At 39.6% G+C, this 16,456-nt stretch carries 10 protein-coding genes; 5 read left to right on the forward strand and 5 right to left on the reverse strand.

What is annotated here, in order from left to right; genetic code table 11:
• Positions 1-17 precede the first annotated feature (17 nt).
• Together SNE25_RS04675 and SNE25_RS04680 are read right to left on the reverse strand one after the other, a co-directional pair.
• Positions 18-1,793 carry an ATP-dependent helicase gene (locus SNE25_RS04675; RefSeq protein WP_321563930.1) on the reverse strand — a complete coding sequence of 592 codons (1,776 nt, stop codon included), beginning with the start codon at positions 1,791-1,793 and terminating at the stop codon, positions 18-20.
• Complete coding sequence (locus SNE25_RS04680; protein WP_321563931.1) at positions 1,790-3,904, reverse strand: ATP-dependent nuclease; 2,115 nt, start codon at positions 3,902-3,904, stop codon at positions 1,790-1,792. The genes SNE25_RS04675 and SNE25_RS04680 overlap by 4 nt, the downstream gene beginning before the upstream one ends.
• Positions 3,905-4,167: 263 nt before the next feature.
• Between SNE25_RS04680 and SNE25_RS04685 the strand changes: the two genes are divergently transcribed.
• Both SNE25_RS04685 and SNE25_RS04690 read left to right on the forward strand, forming a co-directional pair.
• A complete protein-coding gene (locus tag SNE25_RS04685; RefSeq protein WP_321563932.1) occupies positions 4,168-7,416 on the forward strand; it encodes a DEAD/DEAH box helicase in 3,249 nt (1,082 codons plus the stop codon).
• 123 nt (positions 7,417-7,539) lie between these two features.
• Complete coding sequence (locus tag SNE25_RS04690; RefSeq protein ID WP_321563933.1) at positions 7,540-8,958, forward strand: dihydrolipoyl dehydrogenase family protein; 1,419 nt, start codon at positions 7,540-7,542, stop codon at positions 8,956-8,958.
• Positions 8,959-9,042: 84 nt separating this feature from the next.
• Here SNE25_RS04690 and SNE25_RS04695 read toward each other — a convergent pair whose 3' ends face one another.
• From SNE25_RS04695 to SNE25_RS04705, 3 genes are all read right to left on the reverse strand, one after another.
• A complete protein-coding gene (locus SNE25_RS04695) occupies positions 9,043-10,167 on the reverse strand; it encodes a TlpA disulfide reductase family protein (RefSeq protein ID WP_321563934.1) in 1,125 nt (374 codons plus the stop codon).
• An 82-nt stretch (positions 10,168-10,249) separates the two neighbouring features.
• Entirely contained in the window at positions 10,250-10,774 is a 525-nt protein-coding gene (locus SNE25_RS04700; RefSeq protein ID WP_321563935.1) for a DUF417 family protein, read from the reverse strand.
• 961 nt (positions 10,775-11,735) lie between these two features.
• Positions 11,736-11,960: a helix-turn-helix domain-containing protein gene (locus SNE25_RS04705; protein ID WP_321563936.1), complete on the reverse strand. Its 225-nt coding sequence runs from the start codon at positions 11,958-11,960 to the stop codon at positions 11,736-11,738.
• A gap of 308 nt (positions 11,961-12,268) precedes the next feature.
• On the opposite strand from SNE25_RS04705, the gene SNE25_RS04710 reads away from it, so the two are divergent.
• The 3 genes from SNE25_RS04710 to SNE25_RS04720 all read left to right on the forward strand — a co-directional run bounded on the left by SNE25_RS04710 (position 12,269) and on the right by SNE25_RS04720 (position 16,445).
• Positions 12,269-12,529, forward strand: coding sequence for a hypothetical protein (locus SNE25_RS04710; RefSeq protein ID WP_321563937.1), 261 nt, complete (start codon positions 12,269-12,271; stop codon positions 12,527-12,529).
• A gap of 146 nt (positions 12,530-12,675) precedes the next feature.
• Positions 12,676-13,236, forward strand: a complete 561-nt coding sequence (locus SNE25_RS04715) for a TlpA family protein disulfide reductase (RefSeq protein WP_321563938.1) — start codon at positions 12,676-12,678, stop codon at positions 13,234-13,236.
• Between the two features lie 11 nt (positions 13,237-13,247).
• Positions 13,248-16,445, forward strand: coding sequence for a SusC/RagA family TonB-linked outer membrane protein (locus SNE25_RS04720; RefSeq protein ID WP_321563939.1), 3,198 nt, complete (start codon positions 13,248-13,250; stop codon positions 16,443-16,445).
• Positions 16,446-16,456: the final 11 nt, after the last annotated feature.

Here is a 16,456-nt window from a genome sequence, read left to right on the forward strand (position 1 = left end):
CTATAAAAATAGTTTGCTTAATGTATATCATAATCGAATACAACATCTTTTAGTTCCGGGTTCATGGCCAGTTCATCTCCTTTTTTTGTCGTTCTGCCTTTTTCGCTGATGAGGTGCAAATTGGTCTTGGCCCTTGAGCAGATCACATACATCAGTTTTTTGGAAGCTTCATTCGCGTTCCCGGAAAATATCTCGTTCCAGTGCGGAATATAGCCGTTTAGAAGCCCGTAAGCGATCACAGTCTCGAATTCCTCACCTTTAACGCCCACGCAGGTGTTGATGATGACCCCGCTCATTTCCCGGTAGAAGCTTTTGAATGAAAGGATATCGCTGGGTATGCTGAAAACGGGATCGCTCAAGCGCTTTTCGATGTGTGCAAAAAATAATTTCCTGTTTTCCACCAAAGAAGGATGTAACGAATAGTCGATCTTCACCTCCACCAGAAACTGATCGAAACAGTCATGCAAATAAGGCATGCCTTCTGTCTCGACCGATTTAATGCTATTGATCAACCGCAGCAGTGATTTTGGATGCTGAAACTGCTCCTCAAAATTGGCTTTCGTCTGGCTGCTAAAATCATTAATGAGCTCTTCAGCCCATTTATAGCGCAAGGCATAGATTCTCGGATTAGGCCCAGTTAAAAACAACCTTGACAACTTGTACCAGATATTATCCCTGTTCCTGGCCATAGGCGCCAATCCCGACGCGTCAAAATTAACACCCGGCAGGATTGCCCTCAGTTTTTTTGAAACTGAAGTGATCAACCACCATTGTGGCACGAGCACACAGATTTCACCTTCAGGAATACCCTTGTCAAGGCTAATGCGGATCAACCTAGCAATTTCTTCAACGATCCCACCGTGGTGCACCACATTATTAAATGTGATCATCCCTTTCTGTTTTGCGTTTTGGCCCACCGCTTCGATCTTTATCTTTTGGGTCTGGAAATGAGAATAAAAATCAATTACCCGCTGGCAAGTGCGATAGTTGCCCGTCAGCGTGAGGGGCGTTATCGGCAAGCCGCCGATCTCCGATTTAATTTCAGCGATATTTTTAGCCACTCCACCCAACGAGGCATAAATAGCCTGGTCGGTATCACCGACCAGAAACAGGGATGTTTTCGTTTTGCCAGTCTTTACGATCTGGCAAATAATGGCATACATCAGATCCTGTGTATCCTGGTATTCATCTACGCAGATCAGTTTAAACAGGTTGGACAGGGTCTGCGGGATCTTAGGAAGACTAATCAATATCCGGTAGGCATATAACAGCAGTAATTCAAAATCGATCAGTTTCTTCTTTTTTAGTACCGCGTGGTATTCTTTTAACAGTTCCCTTTGGATCGACTTAGGTTCTGCAAAGCTCCCGTCCCGGTTGAACCGGAAATTGACGGGATCGATGGCTTTTAATTTATGCTTTACCTTTAAAGTATCGATCAGATCGGCACAAAAGGTTTCGTCGGCGATGGTGTAGCCATTCATTAATTCGGGCAGGTAACACGAATAAGGGCGAATGATCCATTCAAGGCAAAATGAATGTAGGGTTCCCGACCATATTTGATCGCTGTTGATACCCATCGCATTCAGCCTCCGGAAAATCTCCTCTGATGCCCGGACGGTAAACGTTAATGCCATCACCTTCTTTTTACTTCCCTCCGCCATCATACTTAGTTCATGCGCCAGTTTATGAATGATCACGCGAGTTTTTCCGCTGCCGGGGCATGCCGTTAATAGTACATGGCCGTCTTGCTGAACCGCTATTTTCTGCTCTTTATTCAGTTTGGCCAGGATCATATCATTGCTAAGAATTGCGTTAACTGATCTTCCGGAAAAACCTTACAAAAATCGTCAACCAATTCTTGGTTCTCCTTATCCCTGGTGACAAAACTCATGGCCGCACTATAGTCACTACTTTTTGCATGGCCCTTAAAAGATTTTAACCGGTGCCGCACGGCTTTCGCCCTGGAAGCGGGGTTGAGGTGAGCCGAGCTAAAGGCGATGGCCTCTAAGATATAGTCCGGGATATAAGTGTTGTAAACCAACTGTTCTGCCGCCAGCAATGCAAGCCAGCCTTTCCCAAATTTTTCCGCCAACCGCAGCACTTCCGATCCCGCTACGGCCACGTCATCATCTTCCAGTCTCGCCTTGGATGTTGCAATGTTGCCGGGCGTTTTATATATTTTGGGCAAGCAACTTACATATTCATGGCTATTGGCATTCATCAATAGATCGACCTCAAAAGTATAGGTGGCATAATAGGGCTTTAAATATTTATTGCCTTTGCAAAAAGCATCCAAGTCTGTTTTCCGTTCCGCGCCGGATTTTTGGGAAGCGCGGCATTTTTTCTCTTCATCGCTATCCTCATCCGGATCATCGGCCAAGGGCACAATAGATAGATCGCTATCGGTCACGATCGCGCAATTTTTCTGGATCCTGTCGGTATGAAATAGTCGCGCTACGTTTTTGAACCCGGTGCTGCCAATATTAACCAAACTTAAACCGATCTCGTCCAAACTTAAGCCAAATACTTTTTGGAACATCTCTGGTATCAGTATTTGCTCGGCATCGCCTTCCACCAGCAGGATGCCCTTTGCAAAAAGCAGCGTGCTTCTTACCGCATCCAGGTACCGCTCTATCCTTCCGATCTCGATATCCGTTAAGTTATTGGACGGATGGAAGACAGCGGCCTGCTGTTTGCCACGGCAGAGGATATTGACCCGGCTGATTTTGCTGACCGATGAGATATGGGTGGAATGAGTGGAGATGAGTATTTGCGTTTGGTTGGTGCCCAGGTTATTAAAAAGTGTTTTCTGGATATGCGTGTGGATATGCGCCTCAGGCTCCTCTATTAACAGAAAGTTTGCGATCTTGTCCGCTTTTACGTTTTCGTATTCTAATAATTTCAGGGACAAATAGATCAGGTTGGCGCCTCCGAGGCTGAGTTCCCATAAACGACCCTCATAGCCTTCGTCATCGGGGTCGCCCACCCATAATTTTAACGATTGGAAAAGCTTTTCCATTTCGTTCGGCAATTCTGATTTCAGGTTAATATTAGGTGCATAGGTTGTGCCGACCGTTTCTTTTAAGGACCTATCGATTCCTTTTTTTACTTTTTTTACCTCATCCAGGGAACTTATCTGCTCGTTCAGACTATCGATACTGTCAATGATCTCCTGCTGTTTCGCGACCGCAACCGTTCTTTCCTTGCCTCGGAGCAAGTTGATCAGCGGGTTATTGGCATATGATTTCAGGTCGCTTTCCACGTCGCGCAGGGCTTTGATGAAGGTACAGGATACCTCGTTATGAATATTGATCTCTTTAGGCAGCCAGGTGCCGAAGATCAATTCTTCTTTTTGATCCGGATCTGGAAATTCAATGGTCTCAAAGTCGCCGATATATTGCTTATAGGTGGCTTCATCACAAAAATCGGCAGATCCACGACTGAGATATACCGTTTCATAGTTGTCGAGCGATATTTTGTCGAGCAATAGCTTCAGGCCGGCCGCATCCTTAGCGAGAGTCTGCGAATAGTCAAAGAGTTCCTTCCGGAACTGGTATTTTGGCCGAAAATAGACGGCATAACTGCCTTTTGTATTGGTATCCATATGCCCGCTGGATTGTACAGCGAGCGCCTGCGCCTCCTCACTGGCATCAAGCTCGTCGAATACTATAGAGATGATAATCCAATGGCCTGCCCAATTGGAACCCAGCGAGCGGTTGAAATCCGTGCTATTAAAACGGATATAACGCGGCAACGTGTCATCTATCAGAATCCTTATTGCAAAAAATAAATTGGTTTTACCCGACCCGTTCTCTCCGATAATTGTATTGATCCCATCGTTAAATTTGAATCGGGCACATTTGAAGTTTCTAAAATTTCGAATAGAGAGGGAGGAGATATACATAACTGATTATAGGTTTAGAGTACAAATTGGTCAGCGAAGTTGATATATCGCTTGTTAATTTATAAAAATAATATTTAATTTCCAACTACTTCAATTCCGCCTTGAAATCAGCAGTATTTTGACAACATACGTGAGTTCTGAAATATTGCAATATATTTTTGATAATCAGAGCTCTATCAATAAATGGAGTATAAATATCTATATTTGGATGTAAACTTTATCCGATTCACTGCCAGTCTGCTAGTTGGCAATTATTTGTTCAAATGAAAACTCTACATCTGCCCGCTGTTATTAAAGAAAAAAAGTTTGGAAAGAATATAATCATTCAACACTTGGCGGAAAAGCTTGATATCAAATCAGAAAGCATTGAAGTATCGGACTCTCTCCTTATAGTTAATACTGATAACGGTCGCTTAGGAATTATTCAAAAAGGGAAAAGCGATACAAGCGGCGCATCAAAAGTCATTTCTACTGACACAAAACCTGCTCTTAATAACATTTATGATTCGAAACTGAGCTGGCGAAAATATCCTGGATTAAATAATGACTACGATCCAGAAGAAGTGATAGAAAGCTGGAAAGGCACATTTACATTTAAAGAAGAAGATCTTGAGCATGAAATATTCGGACTCCGAAAGCCACAGATAGCCGCCATATTCAATGTATTGTCTCATTGGCGCATTGGAGACGAAATCGGAACGGTAGTGATGCCTACTGGAACCGGTAAAACCGAAACAATGTTATCGCTACTCGTTTCAGAGCGCTGTCGTAAACTACTTGTTATTGTGCCGACAGACCCTTTGAGGGAACAGATAGCAAATAAGTTTATAACTCTTGGGCATTTACAAAACCCATTATTTAATATCGTTTCTCCTGAAGCTCAAAAACCAATTGTTGGTATCCTATGTGAAAACTTTAAAACTATTGACGAGCTTGAAGCATTTATAAATCAATGTAATGTGATTGTTTCCACTATGGACTTAATTTCGGAAGCAAAACTGGATCAAAAAAAATTATTAGCAGATAAAGCCACCCATATTTTCTTTGATGAGGCCCATCACGTTAAAGCCCCGACTTGGTTAAGTTTTAGAAATCTAGCAAAGCCGGAAAAGGTCGTACAATTTACCGCGACGCCGTTTCGAAATGATGGACAAAGTATTGATGGAGAATTTATATTTAATTACTCCCTTCGTAAAGCGCAGGAGGATGGGTATTTTAAAAGGATACACCTTATTCAAGTAAACGAATGGGACGAGAAAAAAGCCGATAAGGTAATTGCAGATCGGGCGATAGAACAATTACGGTCTGATCTTGTAAAATATGATCATATTCTAATGGCTCGGTGCAATTCACAGACAAGAGCAGATGCAATTCATAAACTATATGAACAGTACACTGACTTTAAATCAGTTGTAATCCATACTGGTAAGAGTAAAAAGGAAAGAGACGAAGCAAAAGAAGAAATCTTTAATAGAACGGCGAGAATCGTGGTATGCGTTGACATGCTTGGTGAAGGATTTGACTTACCAAATCTGAAAATCGCTGCCTTTCATGATATTAGAAAGAGTCTTCCAATCACCGTGCAATTGGCAGGTAGGTTTACGAGAACCAAATATGATGAAGAATTAGGGGATGCCAGCATTATTGTAAACTTAAAGGATTCTAACGTTACGAAAGAGCTAGAGGAGTTCTACGCGTTAGGAGCTGATTGGAATACTATCCTTCCAACGGTAAGCACATCGCGCATAAACAAAGAAGTGGATTTTGGGGAATTTTTAGACGGGTTTAAAGACCTCGATAAAAGTAAAATTCCTTTTCAGGGACTAACACCAGCATTGAGCACAGTAGTCTATAAGAACAATACCGACTCTTGGTTTCCGGGGAATTTTGAAGAAGGAATTCCGAAAGTTGATGATTTGGATTATTTATTTCCCTCTCTTAACTCCGATAAAAAAACATTAGTAATAATAACGGGTAAGAAAGCGAAGCTTGACTGGGGTGTATCTAAAGATATCTATGATATCATTTGGACATTATATGTTATTCACTGGGATACTAAAAGTAACCTCCTATTTATTAATGCGAGTGATAATGCTGGATTGTATCGTGACCTTGCAGTCGCTATCATTGGACAACAAGCAGAGATCATCAACAAAATCAATATTTTCAAAGCTTTTTATAAAATAGAACGAGTACGTCTTCAAAACGTTGGGCTAAAGGAGTTTCTAGGAAAAAACCGTTCGTTCACCATGCATACTGGTTATGACATTGAAAAAGCATTAGAAGCTGCCGATCAAAAAGGAAGTGAAAAGGCGTTTGTCGCGGGAGTTGGCTATGAGGATGGTTTGAAGGTGTCTTTGGGTTGTTCATATAAGGGCCGAATATGGTCACATCGAAAAGGCGATATTCAAGAATTGGTTGAATTTTGTACCGCTGTTGGGAAGAAGTTAATCCGAACTGACATCGACCCCAATACAATTTTAAAGGATACGTTACTATCTACTCCGCTACCCACAAGGCCGAATGTTATACCATTTGCTGTAGATTGGGATGAGGAAGTTTTTTTAGAACCTGAAACACGAATAAGTTTTGTTATTAATGATATACCTTTCTTCTTTTATGAAACTGAGCTTCTCATAATTAATCCGTCAGAAGATGGTGATCTCCTATTTGAATTGGTAAGCCCCAATTATAAACTGCGTTATAAACAGGTATTTTTCAATAATGGCAAGTTTGACGATTTTAAAATTGTCAAACTAAATCTGACAGCTCCTGACTGTAAAGTCGTGCAAGGGAAACGAGAGGTGCTAATTGAGGAATTTCTTTATGAAAACCCGATGGTTTGGTGGTTTGTGGATGGTTCTGTCCTTATCGGAAATGACTACACTGCTCTAAAACAATTAATTCCAGGCTATCCAAAAGAACATATTATAGGAAGAAGTTGGGACGGTGTCAATCTAAGAAACGAGGCGCAAAAGATCGATCCTAAGGTGACAGATTCCATTCAATATCATATTATTCAGGAGTTAAAAAATGGCGATTTTGATATAATATATGATGATGATTATAGTGGAGAAATCGCTGACGTGATTACAATAAAGCAATTTCCAGAATATGTTCAAATCCAGTTATATCATTTAAAATATGCAAAATCCGGTTCGGTTAGTCGGCGAATTGATGATTTATACGAAGTATGTGGACAGGCAATGAAATCAGTGAATTGGAAATTTAAGGAACCAACAGAGTTTTTCGGCCACTTGTTAAGACGTGAAATTAAAAAGCGTGGGGATAAATCATGCTCTCGCATTGAACATGGTGACAAGGAGGTTCTTACATTTCTTTGGCAAATCGTCAAAAAACGTTACCCAGTAGAATTTGAAATTTTTATTATTCAACCAGGACTATCTTCGAAAACCCCATCTGCGGAGCAACTTAACTTATTAGGAGTTACAAGCTCCTATCTTAGGAACAAAGCAGATATAGGCCTTACAGTTATTGGTTCAAATTCATAATCCATCAACAAAGGATAACTGAACATTATCATGTACAATTATAAAGTCGGGAAAAACAGACCTGTTTCAATGCTCCTTTTTACGTCATCTTTGATAATCTAAAATAATAGAAAAACTAATTAAATGAGCGAAGAAAACACTTTAAATCAGTATCCTGACACGGAAGAATATGACCTTGTCGTTTTAGGAAGCGGCGCAGCCGGCAAGTTAATTTCCTGGACATTGGGAAAAAAGGGGATGAAGATAGCTGTTGTCGAACGACAATATGTCGGAGGAGCCTGTCCTAATATTGCCTGTTTACCAAGTAAAAACATTATTCACAGTGCAAAAGTTGCTAACTATGTGCGTCAAAGTGAATCGTTTGGTATCACCAAAGAGAAGTGGCAGATTGACATGTCAGCTGTTCGCGAACGCAAACGTAGAATGGTTACTGATCTGGTCAATATTCATCATGACCTGTATAAGCAAAGTGGCGTTGATCTGATTATGGGAGAAGGACAATTTGTTGCGCCGAAAACCCTTTCAGTTAAGAGTTCCAACGGAGGTGTTCGGATATTAAAAGGGAAAAGAATTGTCATCAATACCGGCACTCACGCTGCAATAGGAACCACACCTGGCTTGCAAGATGCTAACCCTTTGACCCATGTGGAAGCACTGGAGTTGAACTTGGTGCCAGAACATTTTATCATTTTAGGTGGGGGCTTTGTTGGGATTGAATTTGCGCAGGCAATGCGTCGCTTTGGTAGCAAAGTGACACTGATCGAACGTAACGGGAGTTTGATTCATCGCGAGGATGATGATATCTCGGAAGAATTATATAATGTCTTAAGCGAGGAAGGAGTTGATATCATAACAAGTGCTCATATTGTAAGCGTGGAAGGTAAATCGGGCCAATTCGTTAAAATCAATTATATGCAAAAAGACATGACCAAGGTGATTGAAGGATCGCATTTAATGGTTGCCGCAGGCCGTATTCCGAATACCAGCGGAATTGGGTTAGAGCTAGCTGGAATTGAAGTCACTCGTCATGGTTACATTAAAGTAAATGACCGCCTGGAAACCACCGCCACCGATGTTTGGGCAGCTGGAGAATGTGCAGGCAGTCCGCACTTTACACACATTTCAGAAAATGATTTCCACGTTGTTGTTGACAATATATTAGGTGGAAACAAAGTAACAACTGGCAGGCAAGTACCTTTTTGTATGTTTACAGATCCTGAACTTGCCAGAATTGGTTTAAGTGAGAAAGAAGCTCAAGAACAAGGGGTTGCGTATAGATTGGCGAAAATTCCTTTTGGCGCAATACTACGCACGAGAACACTTTCAGAAACCAAAGGTTTTATGAAGGCTCTTGTTGATACAGAAAGTGATCGCATCCTCGGATTCTGTGCTTTTGGGGTAGAAGCAGGGGAACTGTTGGCGCCGGTCCAAGTCGTTATGTCGGCGCAATTGCCTTATACCATATTACGCGATATGATATTTTCTCATCCCACAATGGCGGAAGGCTTGAATTCTCTGTTTGGAAGCGTGCCCGCCAGGTAAATTATTATTGGCAAGGATGAAAATAAGAAAAGGCAGGGTAGCACCATCCTGTCTTTTCTTATTTAGAAGGTTTTACCGTTACTGTTATTTATTAAAAAGTTCCTGCAACTTTTTTTGTAATGCGTCTCCGGTTAAGTTTCGGTCTATAATTTTTCCGTCCGGATCTATTAAAAAATTCTGAGGAATGCCAGAGATATTAAAGGCTTGAGCCACCGGGCTTTTAAAACCTTTCAGGTCAGAAACTTGAAGCCATGTAATATGGTCATCCTCAATAGCTTTTCGCCATTTTTCTTTATTGCCGGGGCCGTCCAAAGAAACTCCCAGGATAATAAAGTTTTTCCCTTTATACTTAGCAACTTGGTTTACCAGGTTGGGATTTTCCAGACGACAAGGATAACACCATGAGGCCCAAAAATCGAGTAACACATAATTCCCCTTTAACGATGAAAGACTTATACTTTTACCAGCAATATCGGGAAGTGAAAAGTTGGGTGCCAATGTACCATTGGCGAGTTCCAATAGCCTATCGATTTTAATTTTAAGGTTTCTTCCACGCAGAGTTTGTTTTAAATTCAGCGAAAGATTCTTGAAAAGATTTGCAATCTCTTTGATATCAATTTTGGTATAAGTCAAATTAGCCAGTTCTATCAAGCTGACCGGCGATGTCGGATGATCTTTGATGAATGTCATCGTCACATTTAAGGATTGCTGCCGATATATCGTTAACAAGCTATCCAGGTTTCTTCGTCTCTCGATAGGACTATTTGAACTTAGCTGGTCCTTTGCCCGCGATAATGAATCATATTTATTACTAATCGGTTCATGTTTACGAATAAATATCTCATAGTCTTCATTAGCTCGATTCCCGCTTATAGACGAATATTTTATTGAGTCTTTTAATATAGATACTTTTATAACTCCTTCTTCAAGGTAAATATTTTTCATGTCTCCGGAATTTTCCAGGCCGTCTCCTTTCTTATTGAGAAAAATATAAGCGAGCACTGGAAAATCACCTTTAACTTTAATGTTAAAAGCTCCTTGTTTGATCGATGCGGAATCAACTATTTTCTTTTGTTGTTCATAACGCACCAAGTAAACTTTTGCGCCATTCTGAATTGTCGGGGCTTTACCTTGTATTTCTGACTGATTTCCTTGCGCTAATACAAACTGTGGTAAAGTAAAGATTAGGTATAAAATTTTTTTGAACATTTGAATATATTAGAATGGTTACATTACAAATATTGACTTACAGATAAATTCTTTGTTGCATTCGTATAAGTTCGAGCATACATCAATGAGTTCCAAAATGGTTAACAAGATATAGGGACAAGCTTAGAGAAATTATATCCTTAAATAGGAACAAGCCATTCAGACTCATATAACTCATCCCATTAATGTGAGCAATTACTCCAGGAGTAGACAAAAACATAGTACTGGTGATAAAAAACATCAGGGTCGCGATTAATCCTCCCACCATGCCAAATTTGGGCTTGATATAACCAATTAAGATTAAAAGTGCCGCCCCGATTTCAGTCGCCCCAATGATATCTGAACCAACATACGGGCCAAAAACTTTGAAATGCCAACTGATCAGAGGACTGTTTGATACTAGGGGTGTAATGCTCTCTGCTCCAGAAGCGGTCATTTTAAACAACCCTCCCCAAATAAGCATTACAATCATACCTGCACTACCAATAAAGAAAGGTATATCATGCTGACCGATCCAAATGGCAACTTTTTCTAAGCTGGTTTTATTTATTAAAGTGAACTTATTGTTCCTAACCTGTTTTGTTGTTGATTTTAATGACGGTTTCATTGGTGATTGATTTGATATTTCAAATATCCAGGGAACGAGGCATTCAAAAAAGGCATTAACTGCCCGACAACAGGTTCGAATTGCCCGAGTTAATCCCAATCCACGAAGATGTGAGATGTCCCTCTTATTGTAAATATAATCCCGCTGCATCCACGGATGTAACATGAACTCAGTCTTTGTTCGGGCCATACATCGGCGCTTATTATACCAGAAGCCGCCAAGGATATAATTTGAAGGTATCGTCATCAAAAGCCTAATGTACAAAAGATTACAAACCGTCTTCAACGTCCCCAAGAAGCCTAATGAAAGGCAAAAGTTGAAGTTTGAGCAATACGAGAATTGGTATCAAGTATTTGGCGGCGTCGTTTGTAAGGGGAAAAAGTGTCTGCATTTGGGAACCGAAATGCTTAAAAAAGATGGCCCGGGTAGTTTGTCCGCTACATAACCTTACCGCCGACGTTGAAACTTTAGTTATAAAGCCATTAGCAATCTAAGAAATTATTGAGGTCTTCGAACACAACCATTTGAATATTCTTTTGTTGTTAATTGGCATACTCCTGCCATATGAAAAATTATCAGCCTATACTTTTAACCACCTTATCTACTAACCATGGAATGCAAGGACTTGGAATTTGTGTCGCATTACTTGGAGTTTCATTGAAATATTGGATTGGCAGAAGGAGATTTTACAGACGATCCGTTACTGGCGTGCAGCTTTTTTCATCCTATGAAAAAATGGGTCTGATCAGATTTATGGAATGGATTGGCTCAGTACTCGGAACATTATTAATCTTAGGTGGAATATTCATATTTCTGCTTATGCTTATTACATCACATCCATCTCATCAACACCTGTAACTTGAATCTTAATTGGAAAATTGAATCTGTTTTTGAATTTATAAGACTTTGACGTTCATGAAAACTGTAGTATTCATTTGTTGAAGTGAGCTGATTGCTTAAGTTAAAAATTTAAAAGCTCTGCTCTTTCTATTTTTAATCCTTTTGCCAATGCAATTATTACTGTAAGAGTTGGATTTCTTTTACCTTTTTCCAATCTATGTATCTCGCTAAAATCGACCTCAGATAGGATTTCTAATTGACGAAGACTAATTCCCTTTTTTTTCCTAATTTTCTGAAGGTTTTTACCAAAATCTACTAAAACGCTTTCATTTCGAGTATTACTCATAGGTGAAAAGTCGATTATTCGCAAAAAATATCTGTAGGACTATTGACATACATATTAATATTTCTTATCTTGCATTCTTATATTTTATTAATTTAGCGACACTTCAAAATATTAGAAGCATTCGCTTTGAATCTCGTAACTGAAACCTAGGAAATTTCAATAACGGCGAGATGATAGGTGGAATGCTCACGCCATAGGCGTGGGCTCCCTTATTGTCGTCGGTTCTCCTAGGTACCTAGTTGCAATAAGTGGGGTTCCACGCCTTATTGCCTCGGCATCATGGCAAGGTCCCTTATAACATTACAGGGATGACTGCCAAAGTAAGATCACTTAACCGACACGACCTGCTTAATGCCGGAGAGGCTATTGAGCGGATATTGTCCGTAGTCGATTCTGCTGAAATCAAAAACGAGCTCCTTAAATGGCTTGAAATTGGTTTCAAAGATCATTCAAAAACCCTGGCTAACTTCTCTTCAGAAGAATTAGCTATTTTCCTCGACAAATTACCTGATCTTGTCCTGGCCCTGTATTGCTACCAAAAGGAAACAGAGAAAGGAGACGACAAATGACCATGATTCCCCAAAATCAATGGCTTCTTGTCATTTGCCCGCCAGATTGATAAGTATAAATGGCAGCCTGGATCAGTTTTTTAGTTAATTACCTTCTACGGCTGCCATTACTTTCCATTTTTAGTTTTTAAATCAATTATAATCTCATGAAAAAATTAACGATCGTACTCGTATTGGCATTGCTATGCCTAAAATTTTATACACAAGCGCAAGAAAAAGCTCACTTAATAGATTTGAAGCCTGGCGACAAAATGCCGGATGTCAAGATTACCAACATTATTAATTCAAAGGTCAGTTTCGCAAAAATTTCAGATTATAAAGGAAAACTTATTATCCTGGATTTTTGGTCAACCTGGTGTGCCGCATGTATTGATGGATTTTCACACCTTGATTCCTTACAACGGTTATTCCCGGATAAAATTCATGTTTTACTAGTAAATCCCAAAAAAGAAGGTGATAATGAAAAAGGTGTAAAAGTTGTCATTAACCGGATGAATGAATGGTCCTCGCACCCCTTTAAACTGCCCATTGTACTGCAAGACACCGCTATTTCCAATAATTTTCAGATACATGGTCTTCCACATTGCGCCTGGATTGGTCCCAATGGCTATGTCATCGGGATAACTGGAAAGGAAGAAGTTACCCTGGAAAATATAAAAAAAGGAATTGCCGGCGAAATGATCGAGATAACTGAAGGCAAACATTAATTCATATAACCATGAAAATAAAATTATACATAATATTAATTCTTATGATAATAAGGATATCGCCTTTATTTGGTCAGGGAACTATACACATTTATGGTGATATTAAATCAGAGACAGGGCAGCCTATACAAGGGGTAACCATAAAAACTATCAGAGATAAAACCAGCACCACTAGTGATGTTAATGGAAAATTTGGAACCGTTTTAATATCGCCATCTGATACGCTGTTATTGACCCATGTCGGATATAAGCCTGTCAAATTTTTTATCACACAGGAAAATTTAAATGTGCTTCATCTTAAGATGGCATCTACAGTAAGCGAATTACAGGAAGTAATTGTGAGTACAGGTTATCAGGATATTCCGAAAGAAAGGGTTACCGGATCGTTTTATAAATTAGACAACAAAACGCTTAATCAACGTGTAAGTCCTGATATATTAAGCAGGCTTGACGGTTTGGCGAGTGGGTTGCTCTTTGATAATCATGATGTTCAACAACACACGATCCAAATACGAGGCTTAAGTACCTTAAATTATAGTTCGGCTTCCCCGTTAATTGTTCTTGACAATTTTCCTTACTCTGGCGATATTAACAATATAAATCCCAATGATATTGAGAATATTACGATTTTAAAAGACGCAGCAGCTTCCTCAATATGGGGGGCACGTGCTGGTAATGGTGTTATTGTTATTACTACAAAAAAAGCAAAGGTTAATCAACCCATAACTGCAAACATAAACTCCAGTTTAACCATAGCATCAAAGCCTAATTTGTTTTCTGCAAATCAAATTCCAGTAACCAGTTATATTGATTTGGAGAAATACCTCTTCGGTCAGGGTTATTATGACGCTTTGTTTTCTAACACCTCATTCCCTCCTTATTCGCAGGTGGTTGACGTTCTGAACCAACAGCGTAACGGGCAACTTACTTCAACGCAAGTAAATCAAATTATTGATCAACTAAGGGGGCAAGATGTTAGAAACGATATGAAAAAATATCTCTATCGGAAAGCCACTAACCAGCAATACCATTTAAATCTTACGGGTTCAGGAAATAATATCCGTTATCTGGTTTCGGCAGGTTACGACAAAGATCTAAATAATTTAATAGGGAATGGAAATGATAGGCTTTCTGTCAGATCTAATAATATCATTGATCTGACTAAAAAATGGCAGCTTCAGACGGACTTAATTCTAACGAAATCAAGTTCAACTGCAAACAGCCCAGGAGGCTACGAAGGATATAAAACTTTTAACAGCGCAATCTCTCCCTATGCCAGCCTTGTAAACCCTGATGGCTCGCCTGCTTCAATTGATCTTTATTATAACAAAGCATTTACCGATACCGCTGGCGCCGGAAAGCTCCTGGACTGGAAATACCGGCCTTTACAAGAACTTCAGAACAACAACAACACTTCAAAGACTTCAGATATACTTGTGAACCTTGGTACTTCTTATAAAATTTTAGAATGGCTGAGAGCGGATGTTAAATATCAATATGAGCAATCTTGGGGGGACGTAAATAATTTGCAGGATTTAGATTCGTATGCAACGCGTGATGCCATTAATACTTATACTCAAATCCATGGTAATGCTATCGCCTATATTTTACCCAAAAACGCGATTTTAAATATCCAAGAAACGGTTAATAAGCAGCAGGCAATAAGGGGCCAGTTAAACATTGATCATAGATGGAATGAGAACAATCAACTATCGGCAATAATTGGTTCGGAAATAAGAGAGAATCAAAGTAATTCAACCTATGGTCTAACATATGGTTATGATCCTAACACATTAACCACAATACCGGTGGATTTTGTAAATCTTTATCCTACCTATGATGGGATCTATGGAAATACCTATATTTCAAATGGTACAAGATTTACCCAGTTGCTTAATAGATTTGTCTCTGTTTTTAGTAATGCCTCCTACACCTATGCGAATAAATACACCATTTCCGCCAGTGCAAGAAGGGACGCTTCTAACATTTTTGGCGTCAGCACAAATCAAAAATGGCAGCCCTTGTGGTCCACTGGTGCCATGTGGAAAATTGACAGGGAGAAGTTTTACAACATTTCATGGTTGCCCGAATTAAGTTTGCGGTTAACTTACGGAGAAAGTGGAAACCTCTCTCCCAACGAGTCGGCTCTTACGCGGATCCAATATTATAGTGCTTCCCGAAATCCAATTAATATACCTTTCGTTGGCATTAACTCCCCTCCCAATCCGCATTTAAGATGGGAGCAAGTTAAAACTTTGAATGCTGGATTTGATTTTGGTTTATTTGGAAATCGGATCAATGGGTCATTCGAATATTATACGAAGCACTCGGACGACCTGATTAATAGCGTGCAACTTGACCCAACCGTTGGTTTTTCAAACGCACGTCAAAATTCCGCAAGCATATTTACCAAAGGCATAGACCTGGTATTAAATTCCCTGAATATCAATGGCGAATTTAAATGGCGGTCAACACTACTATTTAATTATATAAACTATAAGGTTACTCGAAATCTCAATAGCCCTGCCACAACAGGGTTAGTTAGTAGTGGAACTTACATTTTTCCGATTTTAAATTACAACCCCTATGAAATAGTCACTTACAGATGGGCTGGGCTCGATCCAAAAACGGGTGATCCGCGTGGTTATGTAGATGGCGCGATTAGTTCAGATTACAACGCTCTCACCCAAACCCCTTTGGCACAGCAGGTAAATAATGGTTCAGCAATACCCCCGATATTTGGCACCATTAGAAATAATTTCGAATGGAATAATTTTTCTTTGGCTATTAATATCACCTATAAGCTTAATTATTATTTTCTTAAGCCGACTACTAATTATTCAAATCTTCTTACTTCAGGAACAGGGTATGCTGACTACGAAAGACGATGGCAAAAGCCAGGAGACGAAATGCATACAAATGTGCCCTCTTTTGCCTATCCGGCAAATTCTCAACGCGATGTATTTTATCAATATGCGTCAATTAACGTAGAGAAAGGCGATAATTTCAAGCTGAATGATGTTTATTTTAGTTATGATTTTACTCCACATAAAAAAATTGCGGGTTTTAAATCGATGCAATTTTACTTATACGCTAATCAATTAAATTTCATTTTGTGGAAGGCTAATAATGTGGGCATTGATCCTGATATCGTATATGAGGTAACTCCGCCTGTCAATCTTTCAGTAGGTATTAAAGCTTCACTTTAAATCATTAATCA

The sequence above is a fragment of the Mucilaginibacter sabulilitoris genome (genome assembly GCF_034262375.1).
GTDB lineage: Bacteria > Bacteroidota > Bacteroidia > Sphingobacteriales > Sphingobacteriaceae > Mucilaginibacter > Mucilaginibacter sabulilitoris.

What these genes read in the sequence shown, in the direction of transcription:
- SNE25_RS04675 (WP_321563930.1), bottom strand. Translation starts at nt 1,793, where the DNA reads ATGATCCTGGCCAAACTGAATAAAGAGCAGAAAATAGCGGTTCAGCAA.
- SNE25_RS04715 (WP_321563938.1), top strand. Translation starts at nt 12,676, where the DNA reads ATGAAAAAATTAACGATCGTACTCGTATTGGCATTGCTATGCCTAAAA.
- SNE25_RS04680 (WP_321563931.1), bottom strand. Translation starts at nt 3,904, where the DNA reads ATGTATATCTCCTCCCTCTCTATTCGAAATTTTAGAAACTTCAAATGT.
- SNE25_RS04720 (WP_321563939.1), top strand. Translation starts at nt 13,248, where the DNA reads ATGAAAATAAAATTATACATAATATTAATTCTTATGATAATAAGGATA.
- SNE25_RS04685 (WP_321563932.1), top strand. Translation starts at nt 4,168, where the DNA reads ATGAAAACTCTACATCTGCCCGCTGTTATTAAAGAAAAAAAGTTTGGA.
- SNE25_RS04705 (WP_321563936.1), bottom strand. Translation starts at nt 11,960, where the DNA reads ATGAGTAATACTCGAAATGAAAGCGTTTTAGTAGATTTTGGTAAAAAC.
- SNE25_RS04700 (WP_321563935.1), bottom strand. Translation starts at nt 10,774, where the DNA reads ATGAAACCGTCATTAAAATCAACAACAAAACAGGTTAGGAACAATAAG.
- SNE25_RS04690 (WP_321563933.1), top strand. Translation starts at nt 7,540, where the DNA reads ATGAGCGAAGAAAACACTTTAAATCAGTATCCTGACACGGAAGAATAT.
- SNE25_RS04710 (WP_321563937.1), top strand. Translation starts at nt 12,269, where the DNA reads ATGACTGCCAAAGTAAGATCACTTAACCGACACGACCTGCTTAATGCC.
- SNE25_RS04695 (WP_321563934.1), bottom strand. Translation starts at nt 10,167, where the DNA reads ATGTTCAAAAAAATTTTATACCTAATCTTTACTTTACCACAGTTTGTA.